The sequence below is a fragment of the Pseudomonas sp. GM74 genome (genome assembly GCF_000282455.1).
In the GTDB taxonomy this organism is placed as follows: domain Bacteria; phylum Pseudomonadota; class Gammaproteobacteria; order Pseudomonadales; family Pseudomonadaceae; genus Aquipseudomonas.
The window spans coordinates 1-21,814 of sequence record NZ_AKJG01000100.1 but is presented as its reverse complement, the minus strand read 5'-3'; the positions used below and the strand labels follow the sequence as shown (position 1 = coordinate 21,814).

Sequence of the window (21,814 nt, the reverse complement as noted above, 5' to 3'; positions counted from 1 at the left end):
CGAGAATGCTTTCCAGGGCGTCAGGCCTGCGCTTGCGCCTCGGCCAACTGCACCCACAACGCCGGGGCACCCGCGGATTTGCCGATGATTTCCAGGCGCGCCGCGTGGCGGGCCAGGTCGTCTTCGCTGGCGCGGATGATGCGCGTCGGCTGGCGATCCGCCGGCAAACGGCGAATCTCGGTGGCCGAATTGTCCGCCCCTTCACCGGAGCCATTGCCATCGGAGGCGTTGCCGGCCAGGGACAGGCTGGTCTGCCCCCCGGTCATGGTCAGGTAGACGTCGGCGAGAATCTCGGAGTCGAGCAAGGCGCCGTGCAGTTCACGGCCGGAGTTGTCGACGCCATAGCGTTTGCACAGGGCGTCGAGGCTGTTGCGCTGCCCCGGGTGACGCTCCCGGGCCATCATCAGGGTGTCGAGGATCGAGCAGTGCTGCGTGATGTCCGCGCGGTCCTGCTGCCCCATCAGGGCGAATTCGTTGTTGATGAAGCCAACGTCGAACGCCGCGTTATGGATGATCAGCTGCGCGCCCTTGATGAACTCGAAGAACTCTTCGGCCACCTCGGCGAAACGCGGCTTGCCCACGAGGAATTCGTTGGTGATGCCGTGAACGCCGATGGCGCCCTCGTCACTTTCGCGATCGGGTTGCAGGTACACGTGAAAGTGCCGGCCCGTCAGGCGTCGGCCGATCAACTCGACACAACCGATTTCGATAATCCGGTGGCCGTCGGTCACCGGCATGCCGGTGGTTTCGGTGTCGAGTACAACGGATCTGGTGGCCATCAGTGCTCAGCTCTCAATCGGTCAATCGTGCAAAAACGGCGATGTTATCACGCTTGCAGGGGCTTTCAGATACACCGAGTCGCCACCTTCGCGAGCAAGCCCGCTCCCACAAGGGATCTGTGGCGCATGGAGATCAATGTGGGAGCGGGCTAGCTCGCGAAGGCCGCGGCGCGGTGCATCGGCAGTACCGGAATCAGCCCTGCTTGTACCCACGCACTTCATCCACGCCACGGTTGGCCAACTGGTCGGCCCGTTCGTTGCCGTGATGGCCAATGTGTCCGCGCACCCATTTCCAGGTGACCTTGTGGCGGTTGACCTGCTCATCGAGCAACTTCCACAGATCAGCGTTTTTCACCGGTTCCTTCGCCGCGGTTTTCCAGCCGCGCTTCTTCCAGTTGTCCATCCACTCGTTGATACCTTTCATCACGTACTGGGAGTCGGTCACCAGCAGCACCTCGCAAGGACGCTTGAGCTCTTCCAGGCCACGGATCGCGCCCATCAGCTCCATGCGGTTGTTGGTGGTATTGGCTTCGCCGCCCCACAGTTCCTTTTCGACGCCCTTGCACACCAGCAGTGCGCCCCAGCCGCCAGGGCCAGGATTGCCTTTGCAGGCGCCGTCGGTGAACAGTTCTACGCTATCGCTCATGCCAATCTATCCAGAAAATGCGCTGGCCCGCCGATCGCTGACCGACGACGCCCGAAGCCGGGACATGCCCGGCCGCAAATGAAAAGTGTGAATTACGGTTCGATGTTGCGCCGGTTGACCTTGGCCATCGGCAAAGGGATCAGCTTGCCCATCGGTTCGCGCCGTTCCTGACGGACCGGTCGCAGGCCCACCACGATCTTGCGCGCCACCAATAAATAGAAGCCGCCACCCGACAATTGCCAGTCACCGGCCTTGCGCTCCCAACCGGCCAGGCGGGTCTGCCATGCCGGTGACGCAAGCGGCGGACGATAGCACCCGAAGCGGCGTTTCTCCAGCGCGAAGCCCAGCAGGTTCAGCCAGTCCGCGACCCGTGACGGCGAAATGCAGCGCGCCTTGCGCAGCGCATCCTGGGCAAACACATGGCGCAGGCCCCAACTGCTCCAGGGGTTGATGCCGATGATCAGCAAATGCCCGCCGGGGCGAACACTGCTGGCCGCCTCGCGAAGCAGACCGTGGGGCGACAGGCAGAAATCCAGGCCATGCTGCAGCACCACCACATCGGCGGCATGCTCGCTCAGCGGCCAGGCCTGTTCCTCGCAAACGATCTCGACCCCCGGCAACGGCGCGCCAAGGCGCACATTGCGCTGCACCTGGGGGGCCGGCGGCGGGGTCTGGGCCGAGGGACCGTAATGCACCAGATAGCCACCAAAAAACCGCCCGAGCTCGTCTTCGAGCATGCGCCGCTCTTCGTCCAGCAGAAATTGCCCGAGGGGACCGGCCAGCCACTCGCGGGCGGCGCTGATCAACGCCAGCCAGTCAGGATCGGCTTGTGCGAACGCTTTATCAGTCATTGCATTCTCCAACGCGCCAGGAAGCTCTAAGATGCGCCAATGTTTTCCGCTTGGCGAATCCGACGATGATACAGATCACTGCCCTGCCCGCCTTCACCGACAACTACATCTGGTTGTTACAAGACCACGGCAGCAAGCGCTGCGCGGTCGTCGACCCGGGTGATGCAGCCCCCGTGAAGGCCTGGCTCGGTGCCAATCCGGGCTGGGTACTGAGTGATATTTTGATCACTCATCACCATCATGACCACGTCGGCGGCGTCGAACAGCTGAAAAAAGCGACGGACGCGAAAGTCTATGGTCCGGCCAGCGAAACGATCCCGGGGCGGGACGTTGCGCTCAGGGACAACGACAAGGTCAGCGTGCTCGGCTGGGACTTCGACGTCCTCGCGGTCCCGGGCCACACCCTGGGGCACATCGCCTATTACCATCACGGCTTGCTGTTCTGCGGCGACACACTGTTTGCCGCCGGTTGCGGACGCTTGTTCGAAGGCACGCCACAGCAAATGTACAGCTCGCTGACACGCCTTGCCGGGTTGCCGGATGACACGCTGGTGTACTGCACCCACGAATACACCCTCGGCAACCTGAAGTTTGCCGCGGCCGTCGAACCGAACAACCCGGACACCGCCGAGCGCCTGGCCAAAGTCGCCCGCCTACGGGAATCCGGGATCATGACGCTGCCCTCGACACTGGCGCTGGAAAAGCTCACAAACCCGTTTTTGCGCTCCGGTGAAACATCCGTTAAAGAAAAAGCGGACGAACGGACCGGCACCGATAACTCGGCGCCCGATATGGTTTTTGCTGCGCTTCGAGCGTGGAAAGACAGGTTCTAAAGGGGCTTCTCAAGATTGCAACAATTCTGAAAGGTTGACCGCGCAGGGTGTGCTTTCTAGAATCGCCCGACATTTTTGCCCGGAACTTACTTCCAGCCAATGTCGTCACCTATTCGCAAAGCCATCAGTTCCGACGCATTGACCCGCCTGGCTCAAGCCATTGCGGTGGCTGTGTCCGCCACCCTGGCGGGCTGTTCCAGCCATGCGCCGCAGACCGATGCGGCGCACACGCCGAACATCGCCGCGCGCGCCAAGCAGAAGCCGATCTGGCTCAGCGAAAAGCCCAGCCCGCAAATTCCACAGGACGTCTGGGAGCGTATGCGCCAGGGCTTCCAGCTGCAGGACGGGCTGGGTGTCAACCCGCGCATCGAGCAGCAGCGCCTGTGGTTCGCCAGCAATCCGTCTTTCCTCGAAAACGCCGGCGAACGTGGCAGCCTCTACATTCACTACATCGTCGAACGCCTTGAAGAACGCAACATGCCGCTGGAACTGGCCCTGTTGCCAGTGATTGAAAGTGCCTACAACCCGATGGCCTATTCCCGGGCCGACGCGGTGGGTCTTTGGCAATTCATCCCCTCCACCGGGCGTTACTTCAACCTGCGACAAACCCGTTTCTATGATGGCCGTCGCGACATCACCGCGTCGACCACCGCCGCGCTGGATTACCTGACCCGCCTGCACGACATGTTCAACGGCGACTGGATGCTGGCCCTGGCGGCCTACAACGCCGGCGAAGGTACCGTCAGCCGGGCCATCGAGCGCAACGAACGCCTCGGCCTGCCGACCGACTACTGGAACCTGCCGCTGCCCTCCGAAACCCAGGCCTACGTGCCGAAGTTGCTGGCACTGTCGCAGGTGGTGATGGCGCCGGAAGCCTATGGCGTGAACCTCAACCCGATCGCCAACGAGCCCTACTTCCAGGTCGTCGAAATCAACCAGCGCATGGACCTGTCCAAGGTCGCTGAAGTCGCCAACATCGACGAAGACGAACTGTTCCAGCTCAACCCGGCCTTCAAGCAGCGCACCACCCTCGACGGCCCGCAACATCTGCTGGTCCCGACCTCCAAGGCACAACTGCTGACCAGCAGCCTGCAGACCATGCGCCCTGAAGAACTGATCAGCAAGAAATCGCTCAAGCCGGTCTTCGAAGGTGCCGACGACACCCGGGTCGCCAGCGTCAAGCGCTCCTACCGGGTCAAGCGGGGTGACAACCTCGGCTCCATCGCCAAGGCCAACAACGTCGATGTGAAGGACCTGCAACGCTGGAACAAGTTGACCGGCAAGAACCTCAAGCCCGGCCAGACCCTGGTCATGCAGGACACCAGCAAGCGTAGCTCCGGGCGCGTCAATACCGTGATTGCAGCCAATACCAAGAAGCAGCAGACCAAGTACAAGGTCCAGCAAGGCGACTCGCTGTACATCGTGGCCAAGCGCTTCAACGTAGAGATGCAGCACCTCAAGCGCTGGAACCCGCGAGTCGGCCAGGCGCTCAAGCCCGGCCAGATGTTGACGGTGGCCAATCCGCACTAAAAAAACAGCCCCTCAATCGAGGGGCTTGTTTTGTCCGGACACCCTGCACCGGCCCTGTAGCAGCTGGCGAAGCCTGCGTCCGGCTGCGAAGCAGTCGTAGATTCAGACAATGCGGTGAGTCAGGATGACCTTGCACTCAGGATTCACGACTGCTTCGTCCGAACGCGGCCCGAGCCGGACGCAGGCTTCGCCAGCTGCTACAAGGCATCTACCCATACAATTAACCAAGCATTAACCGCCGTCTTTTTCCTGCCCATACAAGCTGTTACTGTACGGTGCACAAAGCCCAAGCCGCCCGGACCGGATCCCCTATTTGAAGCGTCCCCTCCTTTTCCTGATCAGCCTGGCCTTGAGCTGCACCGCAAGCGCGACGATCAGCGAAAGCCATGGTTATGCGCAGTTCGGCACGCTCAAGTACCCGGCCCGATTTACCCACTTCGACTGGGTCAACCCGCAAGCGCCCAAGGGCGGTACGTTGCGGGTCATGGCGTTTGGTACCTTCGATACGCTCAACCCCTACACCTTCAAGGGCACCAGCCCGGTCATCACGCCGAGCTTCCTGCAATACGGCATCAATGAACTCAACGAACCGCTGATGGTCGGCACCGGGCAATACGCGCCGTCGGGTGACGAGCCCGCTTCCAGCTATGGCCTGATCGCCCAGTCGGTGGAGTACAACGAGAACCGCAGTTGGGTGGTATTCAACCTGCGTCCCGAAGCACGCTTTCATGACGGCACGCCGATCACCGCCTACGACGTCGCGTTCTCCTATCGCGTGCTGCTCAAGGAAGGCCATCCGCTGTACCGCACCAGCCTTCAGGAAGTGTCGCGGGTCGACATCCTCAACCCCCGGCGCATCCGCTTCGTGTTCAAGCGTGCCGGCAATCCGTTGCTGATCCTGCGCCTGGGTGAAATGCCGGTGCTGGCGCAGCACTACTGGAAAGGGCGCGACTTCAAGGCCACCACTTTCGAGCCGCCGCTGGGCAGCGGACCGTATCGCATCGCCTCGGCCACGCCAGGGCGGCAGATCGTCTTCGAACGGGTCAAGGATTACTGGGGCAAGGACCTGCCGGTCAATCGCGGCAAGTACAACTTCGATCGCATGGAAGTCGAGTTCTACCGCGACAGCGACGTGGCGTTCGAGGCGTTCAAGGCCGGCGAGTTCGACATCTATATCGAGCATCAGGCAAAAAACTGGGACACCGGCTACGACTTCCCCGCCATACGCCGTGGTGACGTGATCAAGGCACAGATCCCCCACCAGATCCCGACCCAGACCCAGGGCCTGTTCATGAACAGCCGCCGTCCGACATTCTCGGACGCCAGGGTCCGTGAAGCGCTGGGGCTGATGTTCAACTTTGAATGGACCAACCGCACGCTGTTCGGCGGCGCCTACCAACGTGCCATGAGCTACTACCCCAACAGCGAGTTCTCGGCCAGCGGTTTGCCGGTCGGGCATGAATGGCTGTTGCTCAAGCCCTATCGCGAGCAACTGCCGGCCAGACTCTTTATCGAGCCGTTCAGCCTGCCGCAGACCGATGGCCGTGGCATTCCCCGGGAGACCCTGCGCAAAGCTCTCGGCCTGCTTGCCGAGGCCGGCTGGAAGCTCAATGGCCAGCGCTTGCAAAACGCCACCGGGCAGCCGTTGCGCCTGGAACTGCTGCTGGTCAATCCGAACCTGGAACGCATCCTCCAGCCTTACGTCGAGAACCTGGCCAGCATCGGCATCGACGCGCGGCTGCGTACGGTCGATCGCGCGCAATACAAGCAACGCCTCGACCAGTTCGATTTCGACATGATTCTGATGACCCTCAACCAGACGCTCAGCCCGGGCCTGGAACAATGGCAGTACTTTCACTCCAGCCAGGCCGGGGTCAAGGGCAGCAAGAACTACGCCGGCATTGCCAACCCGGTGGTCGACCATTTGCTCGAACAGTTGCTGGCCGCCCAGACCCGCGATGAACAGGTCGCCGCCGGCAAGGCCCTCGACCGCGTGCTGCTGTGGCAGCACTACATCGTTCCCAACTGGTACCTCAATTATCACCGTCTGGCGTACCGCAACCGGCTCGCCTTCGTCACCACGCCGCCCTACGCCCTGGGCCTGAACGCGTGGTGGCTGAAATCTTCGGAGAAAGATCAATGAAACCCATCCATGCCCTGCTCCTGCAGGCCAGCGGTCTGCTGTTCGCCGGGCTGGCCTGCGCCGCCCCGCAACATGCCGTGACCCTGTACAACGAACCACCGAAATACCCGGCCGACTTCAAACACTTCGACTACGTGAATCCCGAAGCACCCAAGGGCGGGATTTTCCGTCAGGCCGGTTTCGGCGGCTTCGACAGCCTCAACCCCTTCATCAGCAAAGGTGTGCCGGCGGACGATATCGGCATGATCTACGACACCCTGGCCAAACAGGGCCTGGACGAGCCGTTCACCGAGTACGGTTTGATCGCCCGGCTGATCGAGAAAGCCCCGGATAACGCCTGGGTGCGCTTCTACCTGCGCCCCGAAGCACGTTTCCATGACGGCCATCCCGTACGCGCCGAGGACGTGGTGTTCAGCTTCCAGATGCTGACCAAGGACGGTGCACCGATGTATCGCGGCTACTACAGCGACGTGGCCGAAGTGATCGCCGAAGACCCGCTGACCGTCCTGTTCAAGTTCAAGCACACCAACAACCGCGAACTGCCGCTGATCCTCGGCCAGTTGCCGGTGCTGCCCAAGCATTGGTGGGTCGACCGCGACTTCAACAAGGGCAACCTGGAAATCCCGCTGGGCAGTGGCCCGTACAAGGTCAGCGAAGTGAAGGCCGGACGCTCGGTGCGTTATGAGCGGGTCAAGGACTACTGGGGCAAGGACCTGCCGGCCAATCGCGGTTTCTACAACTTCGACGTGATGACCACAGATTACTACCGCGACAACACCGTCGCCCTGGAAGCGCTCAAGGCCGGACAGTTCGACTACTGGCTGGAAATGACCGCGAAGAACTGGGCCAACGCCTACAACATTGCGGCGGTCACCGAAGGTCGACTGGTCAAGGAACAGATTCCCAACGGCAATCCCACCGGCATGCAAGGCTTCGTGTTCAATATGCGCCGCCCGGTGTTCCAGGATGTGCGTGTGCGCCAGGCCTTGTCGCTGCTGCTGGATTTCGAATGGACCAACAAGCAACTGTTCAACGGCGCCTACGCGCGTACCCGCAGTTACTTCGAGAACTCGGAAATGGCCGCCACCGGCCTGCCTGACGCCGATCAGGTGGCGATCCTCGAACCGTTCCGCGCCAAGCTGCCGCCGCAGGTATTCAGCGAAGCCTTCCAGAACCCGACCACCGACGGCAGCGGCATGATCCGCGCCCAGCAACGGCAAGCCTATCAACTGCTGCAGGAGGCCGGCTGGCGTATCGTCGATGACAAGATGGTCGACGCCACCGGCAAGCCGGTGGTGATCGAGTTCCTGTTGGCCCAGACCGAATTCGAACGGGTGCTGCTGCCGTTCAAGCGCAACCTGAGCGACCTGGGCATTGATCTGGTGATTCGCCGGGTCGACGTTTCGCAATACATCAACCGTGTGCGTTCCCGGGACTTCGACATGATCGTCGGCAGCTTCCCGCAGTCCAACTCGCCAGGGAACGAACAACGGGAATTCTGGATGTCGGACGCCGCCGACAAACCCGGCAGCCGCAACTCCATGGGCCTGAAGGATCCGGTGGTCGATCAACTGGTCGAGCAACTGATCAACGCCGATTCGCGCAACAGCCTGGTGGCCCACGCCCGTGCACTGGACCGCGTTCTGCAATGGGGCTATTACGTAATACCCAACTGGCACATCAAGACCTGGCGCGTGGCGTACTGGAACCACATCGGCCATCCAAAGGTCTCGCCTAAATACGACATCGGCACGGCCACCTGGTGGGTCAAGCCCGACATCAAGCCGGCGATAGAAGTCGAAACCATACTGCAGGCCGCTCCTGCGGGCACGGAGTAATCAGATGCTGGCGTACATTTTTCGGCGACTGTTGCTGATCATTCCAACCCTGTTCGGCATCCTGCTGATCAACTTCGTGATCATCCAGGCCGCCCCGGGCGGGCCGGTGGAGCAGATGATCGCCAAGCTCGAAGGCTTCGAAGGCGCCACCAGCCGGATCGCCGGCGGCGGCGCCGAAGTCTCGGTGGCCGGCTCCGCCTATCGCGGCGCCCAGGGCCTGGACCCGGCGCTGATCAAGGAAATCGAACACATGTACGGCTTCGACAAATCGGCGCCGGAACGCTTGTGGATCATGGTCAAGAACTATGCGTCCCTGGATTTCGGCGACAGCTTCTTCCGCGACGCCAAGGTCATTGATCTGATCAAGGAAAAGATGCCGGTGTCGATCTCCCTCGGGCTGTGGAGCACGCTGATCATGTACCTGGTGTCGATCCCGCTGGGGATCGCCAAGGCCAAGCGACACGGCAGCCACTTCGACGTCTGGACCAGTTCGGCGATCATCGTCGGCTACGCGATCCCGGCGTTCCTGTTCGCCATCCTGCTGATCGTGGTGTTCGCCGGCGGCAGTTACCTGGACTGGTTCCCCTTGCGCGGGCTGACCTCGAACAACTTCGATGAACTGAGCATGGGCGGCAAGATCCTCGACTACTTCTGGCACCTGGCGCTGCCGGTGACCGCGCTGGTGATCGGCAACTTCGCGACCATGACCCTGCTGACCAAGAACAGCTTCCTCGACGAGATCAACAAGCAGTACGTGATCACCGCGAGGGCCAAGGGCCTGACCAACCACCGCGTGCTGTACGGCCATGTGTTCCGCAACGCCATGTTGCTGGTGATCGCCGGTTTCCCCTCGGCCCTCATCGGCATATTCTTCACCGGCTCGTTGCTGGTGGAGGTGATCTTCTCTCTCGACGGCCTCGGCCTGATGAGTTTCGAAGCGGCGATCAACCGCGATTACCCGGTGGTGTTCGGCACGCTGTTCATCTTCACCTTGCTGGGGCTGGTGGTGAAACTGATTGGTGACCTGACCTACACCTTTGTCGATCCGCGCATCGACTTCGAAAGCCGGGAGCATTGAGATGAACCTGTCCCCTCTCAATCGCCGTCGCTTTGAACTGTTCAAGACCAACAAGCGTGGCTGGTGGTCGCTGTGGCTGTTCCTGATCCTGTTCGGCGCAAGCCTGGGCGCCGAGCTGATCGCCAACGACAAGCCGCTGGTGGTGCACTACGACAACAACTGGTACTTCCCGGCGCTCAAGCGCTACCCGGAAACCACCTTCGGCGGCGAATTTCCGCTGGAGGCGAACTACAAGAGCCCGTACATCCGCGAACTGCTCAAGGCCAAGGACGCCTGGGTGCTGTGGGCGCCGATTCCCTACAGCTACCAGAGCATCAACTATGACCTGAAAGTCCCGGCCCCGGCCCCGCCATCGACGGATAACCTGCTGGGCACCGACGACCAGGGCCGTGATGTGCTGGCCCGGGTGATCTACGGTTTCCGCATTTCGGTGCTGTTCGCCCTGACCCTGACCGTACTCAGCTCGATCATCGGCGTGATCGCCGGGGCCTTGCAGGGTTTCTACGGAGGTTGGGTGGATCTGGCCGGGCAGCGCTTCCTGGAGATCTGGTCCGGGCTGCCGGTGCTGTACCTGCTGATCATCCTCGCCAGTTTCGTGCAGCCCAATTTCTGGTGGTTGCTGGGGATCATGCTGCTGTTCTCGTGGATGAGCCTGGTGGACGTGGTGCGCGCCGAATTCCTGCGCGGGCGCAACCTGGAATACGTGCGCGCCGCCCGCGCCCTGGGCATGCAGAACGGCGCGATCATGTTCCGCCATATCCTGCCCAACGCAATGGTCTCGACCATGACCTTCATGCCATTCATCCTCACCGGCGCCATCGGCACATTGACCGCCCTGGACTTCCTCGGTTTCGGTTTGCCGGCGGGCAGCCCGTCCCTGGGCGAACTGGTGGCCCAGGGCAAATCCAACCTGCAGGCGCCGTGGCTGGGCATCAGCGCCTTTGCCGTGCTGGCCTTGATGTTGAGTCTGCTGGTGTTCATCGGCGAGTCCGCTCGCGATGCCTTCGACCCGAGGAAGTGAAATGAATCAGCACAATCTGATCGAAGTGCGCGACCTGTCCGTCGATTTCGTTGTTGGCAATCGCTGCCAGCGGGCAGTCGAAAGCGTCAGCTTCGACATCAAGCGCGGCGAAACCCTGGCCCTGGTCGGCGAGAGCGGATCCGGCAAATCGGTAACCGCCCACTCGATCCTTCGCCTGCTGCCCTACCCGCTCGCCCGGCATCCATCCGGCACCATCGAATATTCCGGGCAGAACCTGCTGGACCTGAAAGAAAAAACCATCCGCCACATTCGCGGCAACCGGATTGCGATGATCTTCCAGGAGCCGATGACCTCGCTCAACCCGCTGCACTCGATTGAAAAGCAGATCAACGAAGTGCTGGGGATCCACAAGGGCCTGACCGGCAAGGTCGCGACCAAGCGCACCCTGGAGCTGCTGGAGATGGTCGGCATCCCCGAGCCGCACAAGCGCCTCAAGGCCCTGCCCCACGAATTGTCCGGCGGCCAGCGCCAGCGGGTGATGATCGCCATGGCCCTGGCCAACGAACCGGAACTGCTGATCGCCGACGAACCGACCACCGCGCTGGACGTGACCGTCCAGCTGAAAATCCTCGAGTTGCTCAAGGAATTGCAGGCCCGCCTGGGCATGGCGCTGCTGCTGATCAGCCATGATTTGAACCTTGTGCGAAGAATTGCGCATCGCGTATGTGTCATGCAGCAAGGTTGCATCGTCGAACAGGCATCGTGCGAAGAACTGTTCCGCGCGCCGCAGCATCCGTACACTCGGGAACTGCTGGCAGCGGAGCCCGGCGGCAAGCCTGCAAGCAACGTGATCGGCCCGCCCCTGCTGGCGGTCGAGGACCTGAAAGTCTGGTTTCCGATCAAGAAAGGCCTGCTCAAGCGCACGGTGGATTACGTCAAGGCGGTCGACGGCATCAATTTCAGCCTGCCTCAGGGCCAGACCCTGGGGATCGTGGGAGAAAGCGGTTCCGGCAAATCGACCCTGGGCCTGGCGATTTTGCGGTTGATCGCCAGCAAAGGCGCCATTCGTTTTGAAGGCCGGCAGCTAGACTGCCTGACGCAGCAACAGGTACGGCCGCTGCGGCGGGAGATGCAAGTGGTGTTTCAGGACCCGTACGGCAGCCTGAGCCCGCGGATGTGCGTGAACGACATCGTTGGCGAAGGCTTGCGGATCCACAAGATGGGCACTGCGGCGGAACAGGAACAAGCGATCATTGCGGCACTCAAGGAGGTAGGTCTGGATCCGGAAACCCGGCACCGCTACCCCCACGAATTTTCCGGCGGGCAACGGCAGAGAATCGCCATTGCCCGGGCATTGGTGTTAAAACCGGCGTTGATTTTGCTGGACGAGCCGACTTCGGCCCTCGACCGCACAGTACAACGCCAGGTAGTGGAGCTTTTACGTTCACTGCAAAGCAAGTACAACCTGACGTATCTGTTTATCAGCCATGACCTGGCTGTGGTGAAAGCGCTGAGCCACCAGTTGATGGTGGTCAAGCATGGCCAAGTGGTCGAACAGGGAGACGCGCAAAGCATTTTTGCCGCCCCCCAACATCCGTATACACAGCAGTTGCTGGAAGCCGCTTTTTTGGCACCGGCCACTGCGCAATAACCTGAAAGAGGAGCAACACATGGGTTTTCTCGCCGGTAAGCGCGTACTGATCGTCGGTGTCGCCAGCAAGCTGTCCATCGCATCCGGCATCGCTGCCGCCATGCATCGCGAGGGCGCTGAGCTTGCCTTCACTTATCAGAACGACAAACTCAAGGGTCGTGTCGAAGAGTTCGCACAAGGCTGGGGTTCGAGCCCTGAGCTGTGCTTCCCGTGCGACGTGGCCAGCGATGAAGAAATCGCCAAGGTCTTCGAAGCGCTGAGCAAGAAGTGGGACGGCCTGGACTGCATCGTGCACTCCGTCGGCTTCGCCCCGGGCGACCAACTGGACGGCGACTTCACCGAAGCCACCACCCGTGAAGGTTTCCGCATCTCCCACGACATCAGCGCCTACAGCTTCGTGGCCCTGGCCAAGGCTGGCCGCGAAATGATGAAAGGCCGCAACGGCAGCCTGCTGACCCTGTCGTACCTGGGCGCCGAGCGCACCATGCCGAACTACAACGTCATGGGCATGGCCAAGGCTTCCCTGGAAGCCGGCGTACGTTACCTGGCCGGCTCCCTGGGCCCGGAAGGTACTCGCGTCAACTGCGTATCGGCAGGCCCGATCCGCACCCTCGCCGCTTCCGGTATCAAGAACTTCCGCAAGATGCTGGCCGCCAACGAAGCGCAAACCCCGTTGCGTCGCAACGTCACCATCGAAGAAGTCGGCAACGCCGGCGCCTTCCTGTGCTCGGACCTGGCGTCCGGCATCAGCGGTGAAATCATGTACGTGGACGGTGGCTTCAACACCACGGCCATGGGCAGCCTCGAAGAGTAATTTTCGGTCAGCTAAAAAACCCGCCTATTGAGGCGGGTTTTTTTTTACCAGAAACCATGCGATCAACATCAACTTTGAACCCCTATGACTTTAGGGTGCTTCTCTCCAATGTACGGCCCCAGATCAGCGGCAAAGATGATTCGGCCACTTTCACGCTGAACAATGCCGTCACTCAAATAGCCTTCAGCATGTCTGGATATCCCTTGCTCTGCGAAATCCTTATCGAGCACACCCGCTTCGCTGACACGCAGCCAGAACAACGTTTGCTGATCACCATTAAAGGTGTAACCGGCAACCACGATTTTCCTGTCTGACTGCACAGCAATGGACATGGGAAAAACGGAGGGTACGTCCAGATTGATCAATACCGTTTTCCCACTGTTAAACGAAAAATCTACGGAGCCATCAGCCAGCAGGCGGTTCACTGCAAGGTAACCCACACCGCCGATCGTTCTGCTCGATGAAAAAATCACTTTGTCTTCATGCACCTGCATTTGGCCATGACGACTGTAGTCGTCTGCTTCCCAATACCCGTCCGTCGCAAACGCCCGATCCAGCTCGCCTTTCGGTGTATAGCAAGCTAACGCAGACCTTGGGTTTGACTGGCCTTGATCCACACGGTCAAGGCTTCCGAATACAACAATGCGATTGTCAGGCAAAACATCGACACTCTGGATCTTCGAATTGTCGCCGTTGAATCGCACTTCGCGTGTTCCAAAATCCAGGTCGGGCTTGCCAGACGCATCAAATCGATGCAGCAATCCCACCTCCTCTAGAAATGAGCCATCAAAGGAACTCAACAAATAACCGGAAGCCAGCAGAAGTTGACCATCAGCGCTGATGTATCCCACCGGAGCTGGAGTGGTCAAGGCATGATCCGGGGGTACGGGATCAACCGGAAACGGGAGAATCTTCTTGCCGAAGATCAAATCCGGGGTGCCGTTTTCATTGAATCGCGTTACAGCGACACGCCTCATGAATGGGTCACTGCCCGTTGAGCCGATCAACAGGAGCTTGCCATCGGCTTGAGCCAATAGTTGTGTGGGCCTGGCGTCTGTGTTTGCTTCAAATTGCCATTTTGTAACGCCTTCCTTTTCGCCGAACTCAGGATCGGGTGAGCCATCAGCCATTGCTCGACGCAACCAACAAAAACGACCCTGATAGACGACGTAAACAAGTTTCCCCTGGCTGTGTTCAACAACACATCGAGTCGAGCCATGGCTCCCGCCTGGAATATTGATCAAACCCATCTCGGCAAAGCTCTCATCCAGCTCACCCGCCTTTTTTGGTGTATCCGCTCGTGCAGTCATGCTCCCATCCTCTGAAATGTCAGATTCTTATCTGCTGACAAATCACTTTGAGGTAATGGGGAATCGACAACTACTGTCATAAATGACAGTTAAAGCGTCTTTAGGAGCCAAAAAACTGTCCTGATAGCCCATAGAGTGTTCACGCGTCCATGAAGCAAGCAGCGAGAAACTCAGGACCATTCGGACTGCTCGCGAAGAGGCCCGCCAACACAACACCGCCCTAACGGCTCATCACCCGCTCGGCCTCCTCCAGCAGCTCCTCGATTGAGTCATGGACAATGGGGTCATATTCGACCTGGGTCACACTGAACCGAATGTCATAACTGCGATGCGCCATGGCGTTGCGTTCATCGAGTATCTCATTGAGCCGTGCCTTGATCGCCTCAATCTCCACGGCGCTGGAACCGGTCAGCAGCGCCACGAACCGATCGCCTTCGAGTCGGCCGACCACATCGTTTTCACGAAAGCCGATCCGCAGGACATCGGCGAACGTCTTGAGCGCATCGTCACCTTTGGCCCGGCCATACAGATAGCAGATGCGTTTGAATTCATCGAGGCTGAAGTACAGCAGCGTTGCCGACGTCTCCAGCTCCCGGCAAGCCTCCAGCGCGAGCCGGGCCAGTTCGGTGAAGCCGTGGCGATTGGACAGCAGCGTCAGCTCGTCCATGCTCGCCATCTGCACGCCTGCCAGTTCTCGTTCGGCCTGGCGAGCCAATTCGCGCAGCCGTTCGCGTTCTTGCTGTGGCGTGAGCAACGGGTTGGCTGATCGGCCCGATTTGCCCGTTTTGCCTGAGATCAACATCGTTCACTCCTTGGCAGGTATGTACGTTAGAGTCGCCCGTACCCGCATTGACTCCCTGTTAGCGCGCCGCTGGTCAGCTACCGGCCACCGGGCACGGCCCTCCTGCATCGGCCCAGGTTTTGAACCGGGCAACGAAGATATCGTGGGGCACTTGCACCGGTGCGCGATTGCCGCCGGGATTCCAGCCCCACAGCACCAGCTTGTCGTCGCTGACGTGCTTGATCAGCGCCGCGAAATCCCGATCGCCGTTGCTGGAGCGATCCTTGATCATCGCGCACAACTTGTCCGCTGGCAGGCCGATCCAGGCCATGCGGTGCGCGGCCGGTGGCAAACTCCAGTGCGGCGCCCCGGGTGGCGCGTGGGGACCGTAACTGGCCGGCGGATTGTTTTGCGCATGGCAGGTTGCACAGGGCAGCCCCGCCGAGCCCTTGCCGTCCATGCCCCGCACGACACTCATGGCGTGGGGCACGCCGGCATCGAATTGCAGCGGCGAATCCCCGGGAATGTGGCAGTTCTGGCAACGGGGGCTCTGGAAGACCTTCTGCACGGTGTCGAACGCCTGCAAGGCCTCGCGGTCATCGGCGAACACGTGCGATGCGTAGGCTATGAGACAGACCAGGATCACAGCCCCAAGCAACCAGTGATGTCGTTTCATCTCACACCCCCGACAACTGCAAGGGCAGCTCCCGCAGGCGCTGCCCGGTCAAAGCAAATACCGCGTTGGCCACCGCCGGCGCCATGGGTGGCACACCGGCTTCGCCGATACCACCGGGCTTGTCGCTGCTGGGCACGATATGCACTTCGACCACCGGCATTTCGTTGAGCCGCAGCACCTGATAGTCGTGATAGTTGGACTGCACCACCTGCCCGTCCTTGAGTGTCAGCTTGCTGTGCAGGGCGAAGCTGAGGCCAAAGGTAATGCACGACTCCATCTGCGCGGCGATGCTCTGGGGGTTGACCGCAATACCGCAGTCCACCGCGCACACCACCCGGTGCACGCGGATGGCGAGGTTGTCCTGGGACACCTCGGCCACTTGGGCCACGTAGCTGCCGAATGACTCATGCACCGCCACACCCAGGGCGTGGCCGTCCGGCAGTGGCGCGGTCCAGTTGGCCTTCTCCACCGCGAGGTTCAGCACACCGAGGTGGCGCGGATGGTCCTTGAGCAAGGTGCGCCGATATTCCACCGGATCCTTGCCGGCCGCCGTGGCCAGTTCATCGATCAGCGACTCCATGACAAACGCAGTGTGGGTGTGCCCCACCGAACGCAGCCACAACACGCTGATGCCGGTTTTCGGTGAGTGCAGTTCGATCTGGTGATTGGCCAGTCCTTCGAAGTATGGGCTGTCGGCCACGCCTTCGACGGAGGTCTTGTCGATCCCGTCCTTGACCATGCTCGCTTCGAGCGAGGTCCCGGCCATGATCGACTGTCCGACCATCACATGCTTCCAGGCCAGTGGCAGGCCGTCCGCGCCCAGCCCGATACGCGCATGGTGGAGGAACGCCGAGCGGTAATAGCCGCCGCGGATGTCGTCTTCCCGCGCCCACACGGTTTTCACCGGTGCACCGGCGGCCTTGGCGACATACACCGCTTCGCTGACGAAATCCGACGTCGGATTGGCCCGACGCCCGAAACCGCCACCGAGAAACTCGGTATGGATCACCACTTGTTCCGGCTTGAGCCCGGTGATTTCCCCGGCGACCATCTGGTCCAGGGTCTGGAACTGGGTGCCGGTCCAGATTTCGCATTTGTCCTGGGTGATGCTCACCGTGCAGTTCAGCGGCTCCATCGGCGCGTGGGCCAGATAAGGCACGCTGTATTCAACGTCGATTTTCTTCGCCGCTTTCGCCAGCGCAGCCTGGGTATCCCCCGCCTGACCGGCGTTCAGGCCGGGGGTGGCAGCGAGTTTGCGGAAGCTCTCCAGCAGCGCCCGGCTATTGAGCCCGGCGTTCGGCCCCGGGTTCCACTCGATTTTCAGCGCATCGCGCCCCAGCTTCGCCGCCCAAAAGTGATCGGCAATCACTGCGATGCCTGTCGGCACTTGCACCACTTTGTGCACACCCGCAATCGCCAGCGCTTCGGCGCCTTCGAAGGATTTGACGCTACCGCCGAAGGTGGGTGAACGGGCGACCATCGCAGTCATCAACCCGTCGAACTGCACGTCCATGCCGAATTTCGCCCGCCCAGTGATTTTCTCCGGCGTGTCCAGACGCTTGGTGGGTTTGCCGATCAGCCGCCAGTCTTTGGCGTCCTTGAGTTTGATCGACGCCGGGTCCGGCCGTGGCAACTGCCCGGCGTCATCGGCCAACTCGCCATAAGTTGCGCGATGCTCACCGGCAATGACTACGCCAGATTCTGTATGAATCTCGGATGGAGCGACATTGAAACGCTTGGCCGCCGCATCGATCAACATCAAGCGCGCCGCCGCGCCGGCCTGGCGATAACGGTCGAACTCCATCCAGGTCGAGGTCGAGCCGCCGGTGATCTGCATCCCGCCAAAGCCAGGCAGGCCGTAATCGGCGGCCGACGCCGGGGAATGCTCGACGCGGATCTTCGTCCAGTCGGCGTCCAGTTCTTCGGCGATCAGCATGGTCAGGCCGGTCCAGATGCCCTGGCCCATTTCCGAGTGGCCGAGCAATACGGTGACGCTGTTGTCGTTGCCAATGCGCAGGAAGGCGTTGGGTGCAAACACATTGCCCTGATTCTCCGCGCCCATGGTGAAACGGTGGGCACCGGGCATGGCAAATGCCACCACCAGCCCGCCCCCCAGCACGGCACTGCCCTTGAGAAAACCACGGCGCGATAACGTGTTGATGCTGTTCATGGCCGCCTCATCCCAGCTCGGCGGCGCGCTTGACCGCCGCGCGTATCCGCGGGTAAGTGCCGCATCGGCAGATATTGCCGGACAGTGCCTGATCGATGTCGCTGTCGGTCGGTTTCGCAATTTTCGCCAGCAACGCCGCTGCCGACATGATCTGCCCGGACTGACAGTAACCACACTGGACCACGTCGAGTTCTGCCCATGCCTGCTGGACCGGGTGCGAACCGTCCGCGGAAAGGCCTTCGATGGTGAGAATCTTTTGCCCATGGGCCACGGCGGTGGCCGGTGTGATGCACGAGCGCAGCGGTGCGCCATCTACGTGCACGGTGCAGGCTCCGCATTGGGCGATGCCACAGCCGAACTTGGTGCCGGTGAGGTGGGCGACATCGCGCAAGACCCAGAGCAGCGGCATGTCGGCGGGGACATCCAGCTCCTGATCCTGGCCATTGATGTTCAGGGTCAGCATGGCGCGGTTCCTCAGACTCAGGGTGATCTGAAGGGGCGTCGCTGCGGCCTTGTAAAACCTGCGTGCGCCTCGGGCTATCCCTTCAGCTAAGCGCAATTTTCCCGGCAGGCCGTGGCGCATCGACCACCGGTCATGAAAAGGCGCCTCGAAGAGCGGCCCTGAAGGTCTTCGCTAGAGCCTCGGCCCCAATAAAATGCCGGTGTAGCGCCAGACAAAAACACCAAACGCGCTGCACCACAGCAACGCCGACAGCGCCAGTCCCTGACTGGAAAACGGTACCAGCCACACTCGACAAGCACCCGCCAGCAACAACAGGGCAAACCCCGCAACGATCGCCTTTGACGGCTGCAACAAGCGCCCGGTATGCCCCAGGCTGACCCGCGCAATCATCGCCAGAATCAACCCGCCGATGCCGCCGACGGCCAGCGAATGGGTGGCCAGGCTTTGTTGCGGCACCCAACCCAGGTGCCACAGCGCCATGGTCAGCGTCGCCAACGCGAGCCAGGCGTAAGCCAGGTACAGCGACCACAGCAGCGGCACGCGCCACAGGCCGCAATCATGCCAGCGCCACAATCGCAGCAGATGCAAGCCGCTGATCAATGCAAACACCAGCGCCAACCACACCCGTGGGACGTCATTCAAACCAGCGGCAAAGGACACCGCCGCCAGCATGGCGCTGATCAGCAACACCTTGCCCGGCAATGGATGGGCCGCAGGCGTTGCGGGCCGGTTCAGGCCGCGCTGGATAAAGAACGGAATCACCCGCCCGCCGATCACGCTCATCAGTGCGCCCACCAGCCACAAGGCAGCCAGCACGCCATGGCGTTGCAGATTGGCGTCATCAACGGCAAATCCCGACAACGTCAACGCCTGACACCCGGCCAGCAGCATCACCATTAACAGAATCGGATAATTCTCGCGCTTGCCCGCGGCCAGCAGATCGCGCCCCAACGCCCACGCCAGCAACGGTAGAAACGGAACCTGCAAGGCCAACAACAAGGACGCCGGTATCGGCAGGCACCAGGCCAGCCGCGCCAGTAGCCACACCAGCACCAGGCCGATCAGCGGCCAGCCCTTGAGCCCCGGCCGGCCGGTCCAGTTGGGCACCGCCGTCAGCAGGAACCCGGCAATGATGGCCGCGGCAAATCCGAAAGGCATTTCGTGCCGATGCCAGGCGAGCATGCCACCCACCGGTTGCGCACCGGGCAAGCGGCCGTACAGCCACAAGGCCCAGATCGCAATGGCGAGAGCCGCGAACCCGGCCCCGGCCAGAAAGAAGGGTCGAAAGCCCAGGCTGAAGACCGGTGCAACGGCAAGCCGACGCATCAAGCCACCACTCGGGCCGGGAATTGGCTCAGGTGATACGCCCCGGGCACACGGCTCGACCATTGAAGAACGTTCCGAGGGTTGCTGAAGAAGTTGAACATTGTGCGTACTCCTGATGGCGTTCAGTTGTACCTTTGCTTCTTCAAGTCCCGTGCCAGTTTTTTACCCCTTCAGATCCAGGCACTTGCGCATATACGAGTCATAAAGACCCACCACAAAAATAGTCTGTTTGACTCCATTAAAAGTCATTATGACTACACCCACTGAACCCTCTGGCAATTTTCTCGATCTACGGTACGGCCAGACGACCAGAGGCTGACTACGCTGAAAGTCCGGAACATGCGTTACCTGCAGAGGAGCTGGCACCATGCTACGCGTACAAAAACTCACGCCTTGCCTTTGGTTCGACGATCAGGCCGAAGAGGCGGCGAAGTACTATTGCTCGATCTTCGACCACTCGAAAATCACTGCCATCACCCATTACGGCCACGCCGGATTCGAGTTCCACGGGCGACCCGAGGGTTCGGTCATGACCGTCAGCTTCGAGCTCGACGGGCAGAGCTTCACTGGGCTCAACGGCGGACCGCTGTTCAAGTTCAGTGAGGCGGTTTCGTTTCAGGTCAATTGCCTGAGCCAGGAAGAAGTCGATCATTACTGGGGCAACCTGTCGGCCGGTGGCGCGCCCGAGGCCCAGCAATGCGGTTGGCTCAAGGACAAGTTCGGGCTGTCGTGGCAGATCGTCCCCGTCGCGATGATGGACATGATCAAGGACCCCGACACGAAAAAATCCCAACGGGCCATGCAGGCGATGATGCAGATGAAAAAACTCGATATCGCCACACTGCAACGAGCCTTTGACGGCGAGAGCTAATACACTCGGGCGCTGACCTGCCGAGGAGTGAGCATGAAGCACGCCGTTGCCAAGAACGCCGACAAGGCCCCGCGCTTCTGGCGCGATGATACCCTGCCCTTCATCGAAGCCCGCTCCATCGCCGACGGGCGCGAAGTCTGCTACACCCGGCACGCCCACGAGCACTTTTCCATCGGGGCGATCACCGCCGGGCGCAGCACCTATCTCCATGAGCAGTCAGCCTTCGAGGTCAGCGCCGGCACGGTGGTGCTGATGAACCCCGGCGACGTCCACGCCTGCAACCCGATCGAAGACCAACCCTGGTCGTACCTGATGCTGTATGTCGATACGCCGTGGCTGACCGATTTGCAGCATCAGCTCGGCTTCAGCGATGCCGCGGCGTTTCGCCGCTTTTCCCTGACCCACACCCGGGACGCCCAGCTGTTTGCCGGCCTCGCGGGCTTGTATGAAGTGCTGGTCGACCCGCAGCAGGATGTCCTGCGCAAGCACAGTGTGGCCGTGGAGTTTTTCACTGACGTGCAGCTACGACTCAACCCGGTCGATCAGCCGCTGCGCGAACCCAACTTCAAACTCGAGCGTGCTGCCGATTACATCCGCGAACACTGCACGCAAACCCTCAGGCTCGAAGACATTTGCGAGGCGGCGCAATTGTCGCCGTCCTACCTGATCCGCGCCTTCAAACAGCATTACGGCATGACGCCCCACGCGTTCCTGGTGAACCGGCGCATCCAGTTCGCCCAGGATCAATTGCGCAGCGGCAAGCTGATCGCGGACGTGGCACTGGAGGCGGGGTTTGCCGATCAGGCGCATTTTCAACGGGCCTTCAAACAGCATCTGGCGGCGACGCCGGGGCAGTATCGGAGGTGATACCCGAGGCTTTACCTAGATCTGTGGTTTGGTTAAATCTGTGGCGAGGGAGCTTGTCGGATCGCCGCACCGTCCCGCTCGGCGGCGAAGCCGTCGCAAAACCTGCCTACATCATTTATCTGAAGAAAAGCGGGGGCCGCTACGCAGCCCAGCGGGAGCAAGCTCCCTCGCCACAAAACCTGCAGTGGCTGCCATTACGGCAGGA

19 protein-coding genes are annotated in these 21,814 nt (G+C 61.0%); 10 read left to right on the top strand and 9 right to left on the bottom strand.

The genetic code is table 11. The features are described from left to right. Positions 1 to 20 precede the first annotated feature (20 nt). From dnaQ to PMI34_RS08910, 3 genes are all read right to left on the bottom strand, one after another. On the bottom strand, positions 21 to 779 hold the full coding sequence (dnaQ, locus tag PMI34_RS08900) for a DNA polymerase III subunit epsilon (protein ID WP_008051876.1): 759 nt from the start codon (positions 777 to 779) through the stop codon (positions 21 to 23). Positions 780 to 972: 193 nt separating this feature from the next. Then, a complete protein-coding gene (rnhA, locus tag PMI34_RS08905; protein ID WP_007979123.1) occupies positions 973 to 1,425 on the bottom strand; it encodes a ribonuclease HI in 453 nt (150 codons plus the stop codon). Between the two features lie 92 nt (positions 1,426 to 1,517). Then, the gene (locus PMI34_RS08910; protein WP_008051875.1) at positions 1,518 to 2,276 is read right to left on the bottom strand and encodes a class I SAM-dependent methyltransferase; all 759 of its coding nucleotides are present in this window, start codon (positions 2,274 to 2,276) and stop codon (positions 1,518 to 1,520) included. Positions 2,277 to 2,341: 65 nt separating this feature from the next. Here PMI34_RS08910 and gloB point away from each other — a divergent pair, with 65 nt between their 5' ends. The 8 genes from gloB to fabI all read left to right on the top strand — a co-directional run bounded on the left by gloB (position 2,342) and on the right by fabI (position 13,145). Beyond that, positions 2,342 to 3,109, top strand: coding sequence for a hydroxyacylglutathione hydrolase (gene gloB / locus PMI34_RS08915; RefSeq protein ID WP_008051873.1), 768 nt, complete (start codon positions 2,342 to 2,344; stop codon positions 3,107 to 3,109). Between the two features lie 99 nt (positions 3,110 to 3,208). After that, positions 3,209 to 4,639, top strand: a complete 1,431-nt coding sequence (locus PMI34_RS08920) for a transglycosylase SLT domain-containing protein (protein ID WP_008051872.1) — start codon at positions 3,209 to 3,211, stop codon at positions 4,637 to 4,639. Positions 4,640 to 4,952: 313 nt separating this feature from the next. After that, positions 4,953 to 6,782, top strand: coding sequence for an extracellular solute-binding protein (locus tag PMI34_RS08925; RefSeq protein ID WP_008051871.1), 1,830 nt, complete (start codon positions 4,953 to 4,955; stop codon positions 6,780 to 6,782). After that, on the top strand, positions 6,779 to 8,620 hold the full coding sequence (locus PMI34_RS08930; RefSeq protein ID WP_008051870.1) for an extracellular solute-binding protein: 1,842 nt from the start codon (positions 6,779 to 6,781) through the stop codon (positions 8,618 to 8,620). Before PMI34_RS08925 ends, PMI34_RS08930 begins: the two co-directional genes overlap by 4 nt. 4 nt (positions 8,621 to 8,624) lie before the next feature. Further along, complete coding sequence (locus PMI34_RS08935; RefSeq protein ID WP_008051869.1) at positions 8,625 to 9,698, top strand: microcin C ABC transporter permease YejB; 1,074 nt, start codon at positions 8,625 to 8,627, stop codon at positions 9,696 to 9,698. 1 nt (position 9,699) lies between these two features. Further along, positions 9,700 to 10,719: an ABC transporter permease gene (locus PMI34_RS08940; RefSeq protein ID WP_008051868.1), complete on the top strand. Its 1,020-nt coding sequence runs from the start codon at positions 9,700 to 9,702 to the stop codon at positions 10,717 to 10,719. 1 nt (position 10,720) lies between these two features. Next, complete coding sequence (locus PMI34_RS08945; protein WP_008051866.1) at positions 10,721 to 12,331, top strand: ABC transporter ATP-binding protein; 1,611 nt, start codon at positions 10,721 to 10,723, stop codon at positions 12,329 to 12,331. 19 nt (positions 12,332 to 12,350) lie between these two features. Beyond that, a complete protein-coding gene (gene fabI / locus PMI34_RS08950; protein ID WP_008051864.1) occupies positions 12,351 to 13,145 on the top strand; it encodes an enoyl-ACP reductase FabI in 795 nt (264 codons plus the stop codon). Positions 13,146 to 13,213: 68 nt separating this feature from the next. Here the strand turns inward: fabI and PMI34_RS08955 are convergent, their stop codons facing one another. The 6 genes from PMI34_RS08955 to PMI34_RS08980 all read right to left on the bottom strand — a co-directional run bounded on the left by PMI34_RS08955 (position 13,214) and on the right by PMI34_RS08980 (position 19,871). Further along, a complete protein-coding gene (locus tag PMI34_RS08955) occupies positions 13,214 to 14,455 on the bottom strand; it encodes a delta-60 repeat domain-containing protein (protein WP_008051863.1) in 1,242 nt (413 codons plus the stop codon). Positions 14,456 to 14,675: 220 nt separating this feature from the next. After that, entirely contained in the window at positions 14,676 to 15,257 is a 582-nt protein-coding gene (locus tag PMI34_RS08960) for a GGDEF domain-containing protein (protein WP_008051862.1), read from the bottom strand. Between the two features lie 73 nt (positions 15,258 to 15,330). Continuing rightward, a complete protein-coding gene (locus PMI34_RS08965; protein ID WP_008051859.1) occupies positions 15,331 to 15,912 on the bottom strand; it encodes a hypothetical protein in 582 nt (193 codons plus the stop codon). Position 15,913: 1 nt separating this feature from the next. After that, on the bottom strand, positions 15,914 to 18,082 hold the full coding sequence (locus PMI34_RS08970; protein ID WP_008051857.1) for a xanthine dehydrogenase family protein molybdopterin-binding subunit: 2,169 nt from the start codon (positions 18,080 to 18,082) through the stop codon (positions 15,914 to 15,916). Between the two features lie 7 nt (positions 18,083 to 18,089). Beyond that, a complete protein-coding gene (locus PMI34_RS08975) occupies positions 18,090 to 18,545 on the bottom strand; it encodes a (2Fe-2S)-binding protein (RefSeq protein ID WP_008051855.1) in 456 nt (151 codons plus the stop codon). A 171-nt stretch (positions 18,546 to 18,716) separates the two neighbouring features. After that, positions 18,717 to 19,871, bottom strand: a complete 1,155-nt coding sequence (locus PMI34_RS08980) for an NnrS family protein (RefSeq protein ID WP_008051854.1) — start codon at positions 19,869 to 19,871, stop codon at positions 18,717 to 18,719. 367 nt (positions 19,872 to 20,238) lie between these two features. Here PMI34_RS08980 and PMI34_RS08985 point away from each other — a divergent pair, with 367 nt between their 5' ends. Together PMI34_RS08985 and PMI34_RS08990 are read left to right on the top strand one after the other, a co-directional pair. Beyond that, a complete protein-coding gene (locus PMI34_RS08985; RefSeq protein ID WP_008051850.1) occupies positions 20,239 to 20,742 on the top strand; it encodes a VOC family protein in 504 nt (167 codons plus the stop codon). Between the two features lie 33 nt (positions 20,743 to 20,775). After that, positions 20,776 to 21,609: an AraC family transcriptional regulator gene (locus PMI34_RS08990; RefSeq protein WP_008051848.1), complete on the top strand. Its 834-nt coding sequence runs from the start codon at positions 20,776 to 20,778 to the stop codon at positions 21,607 to 21,609. Positions 21,610 to 21,814: the final 205 nt, after the last annotated feature.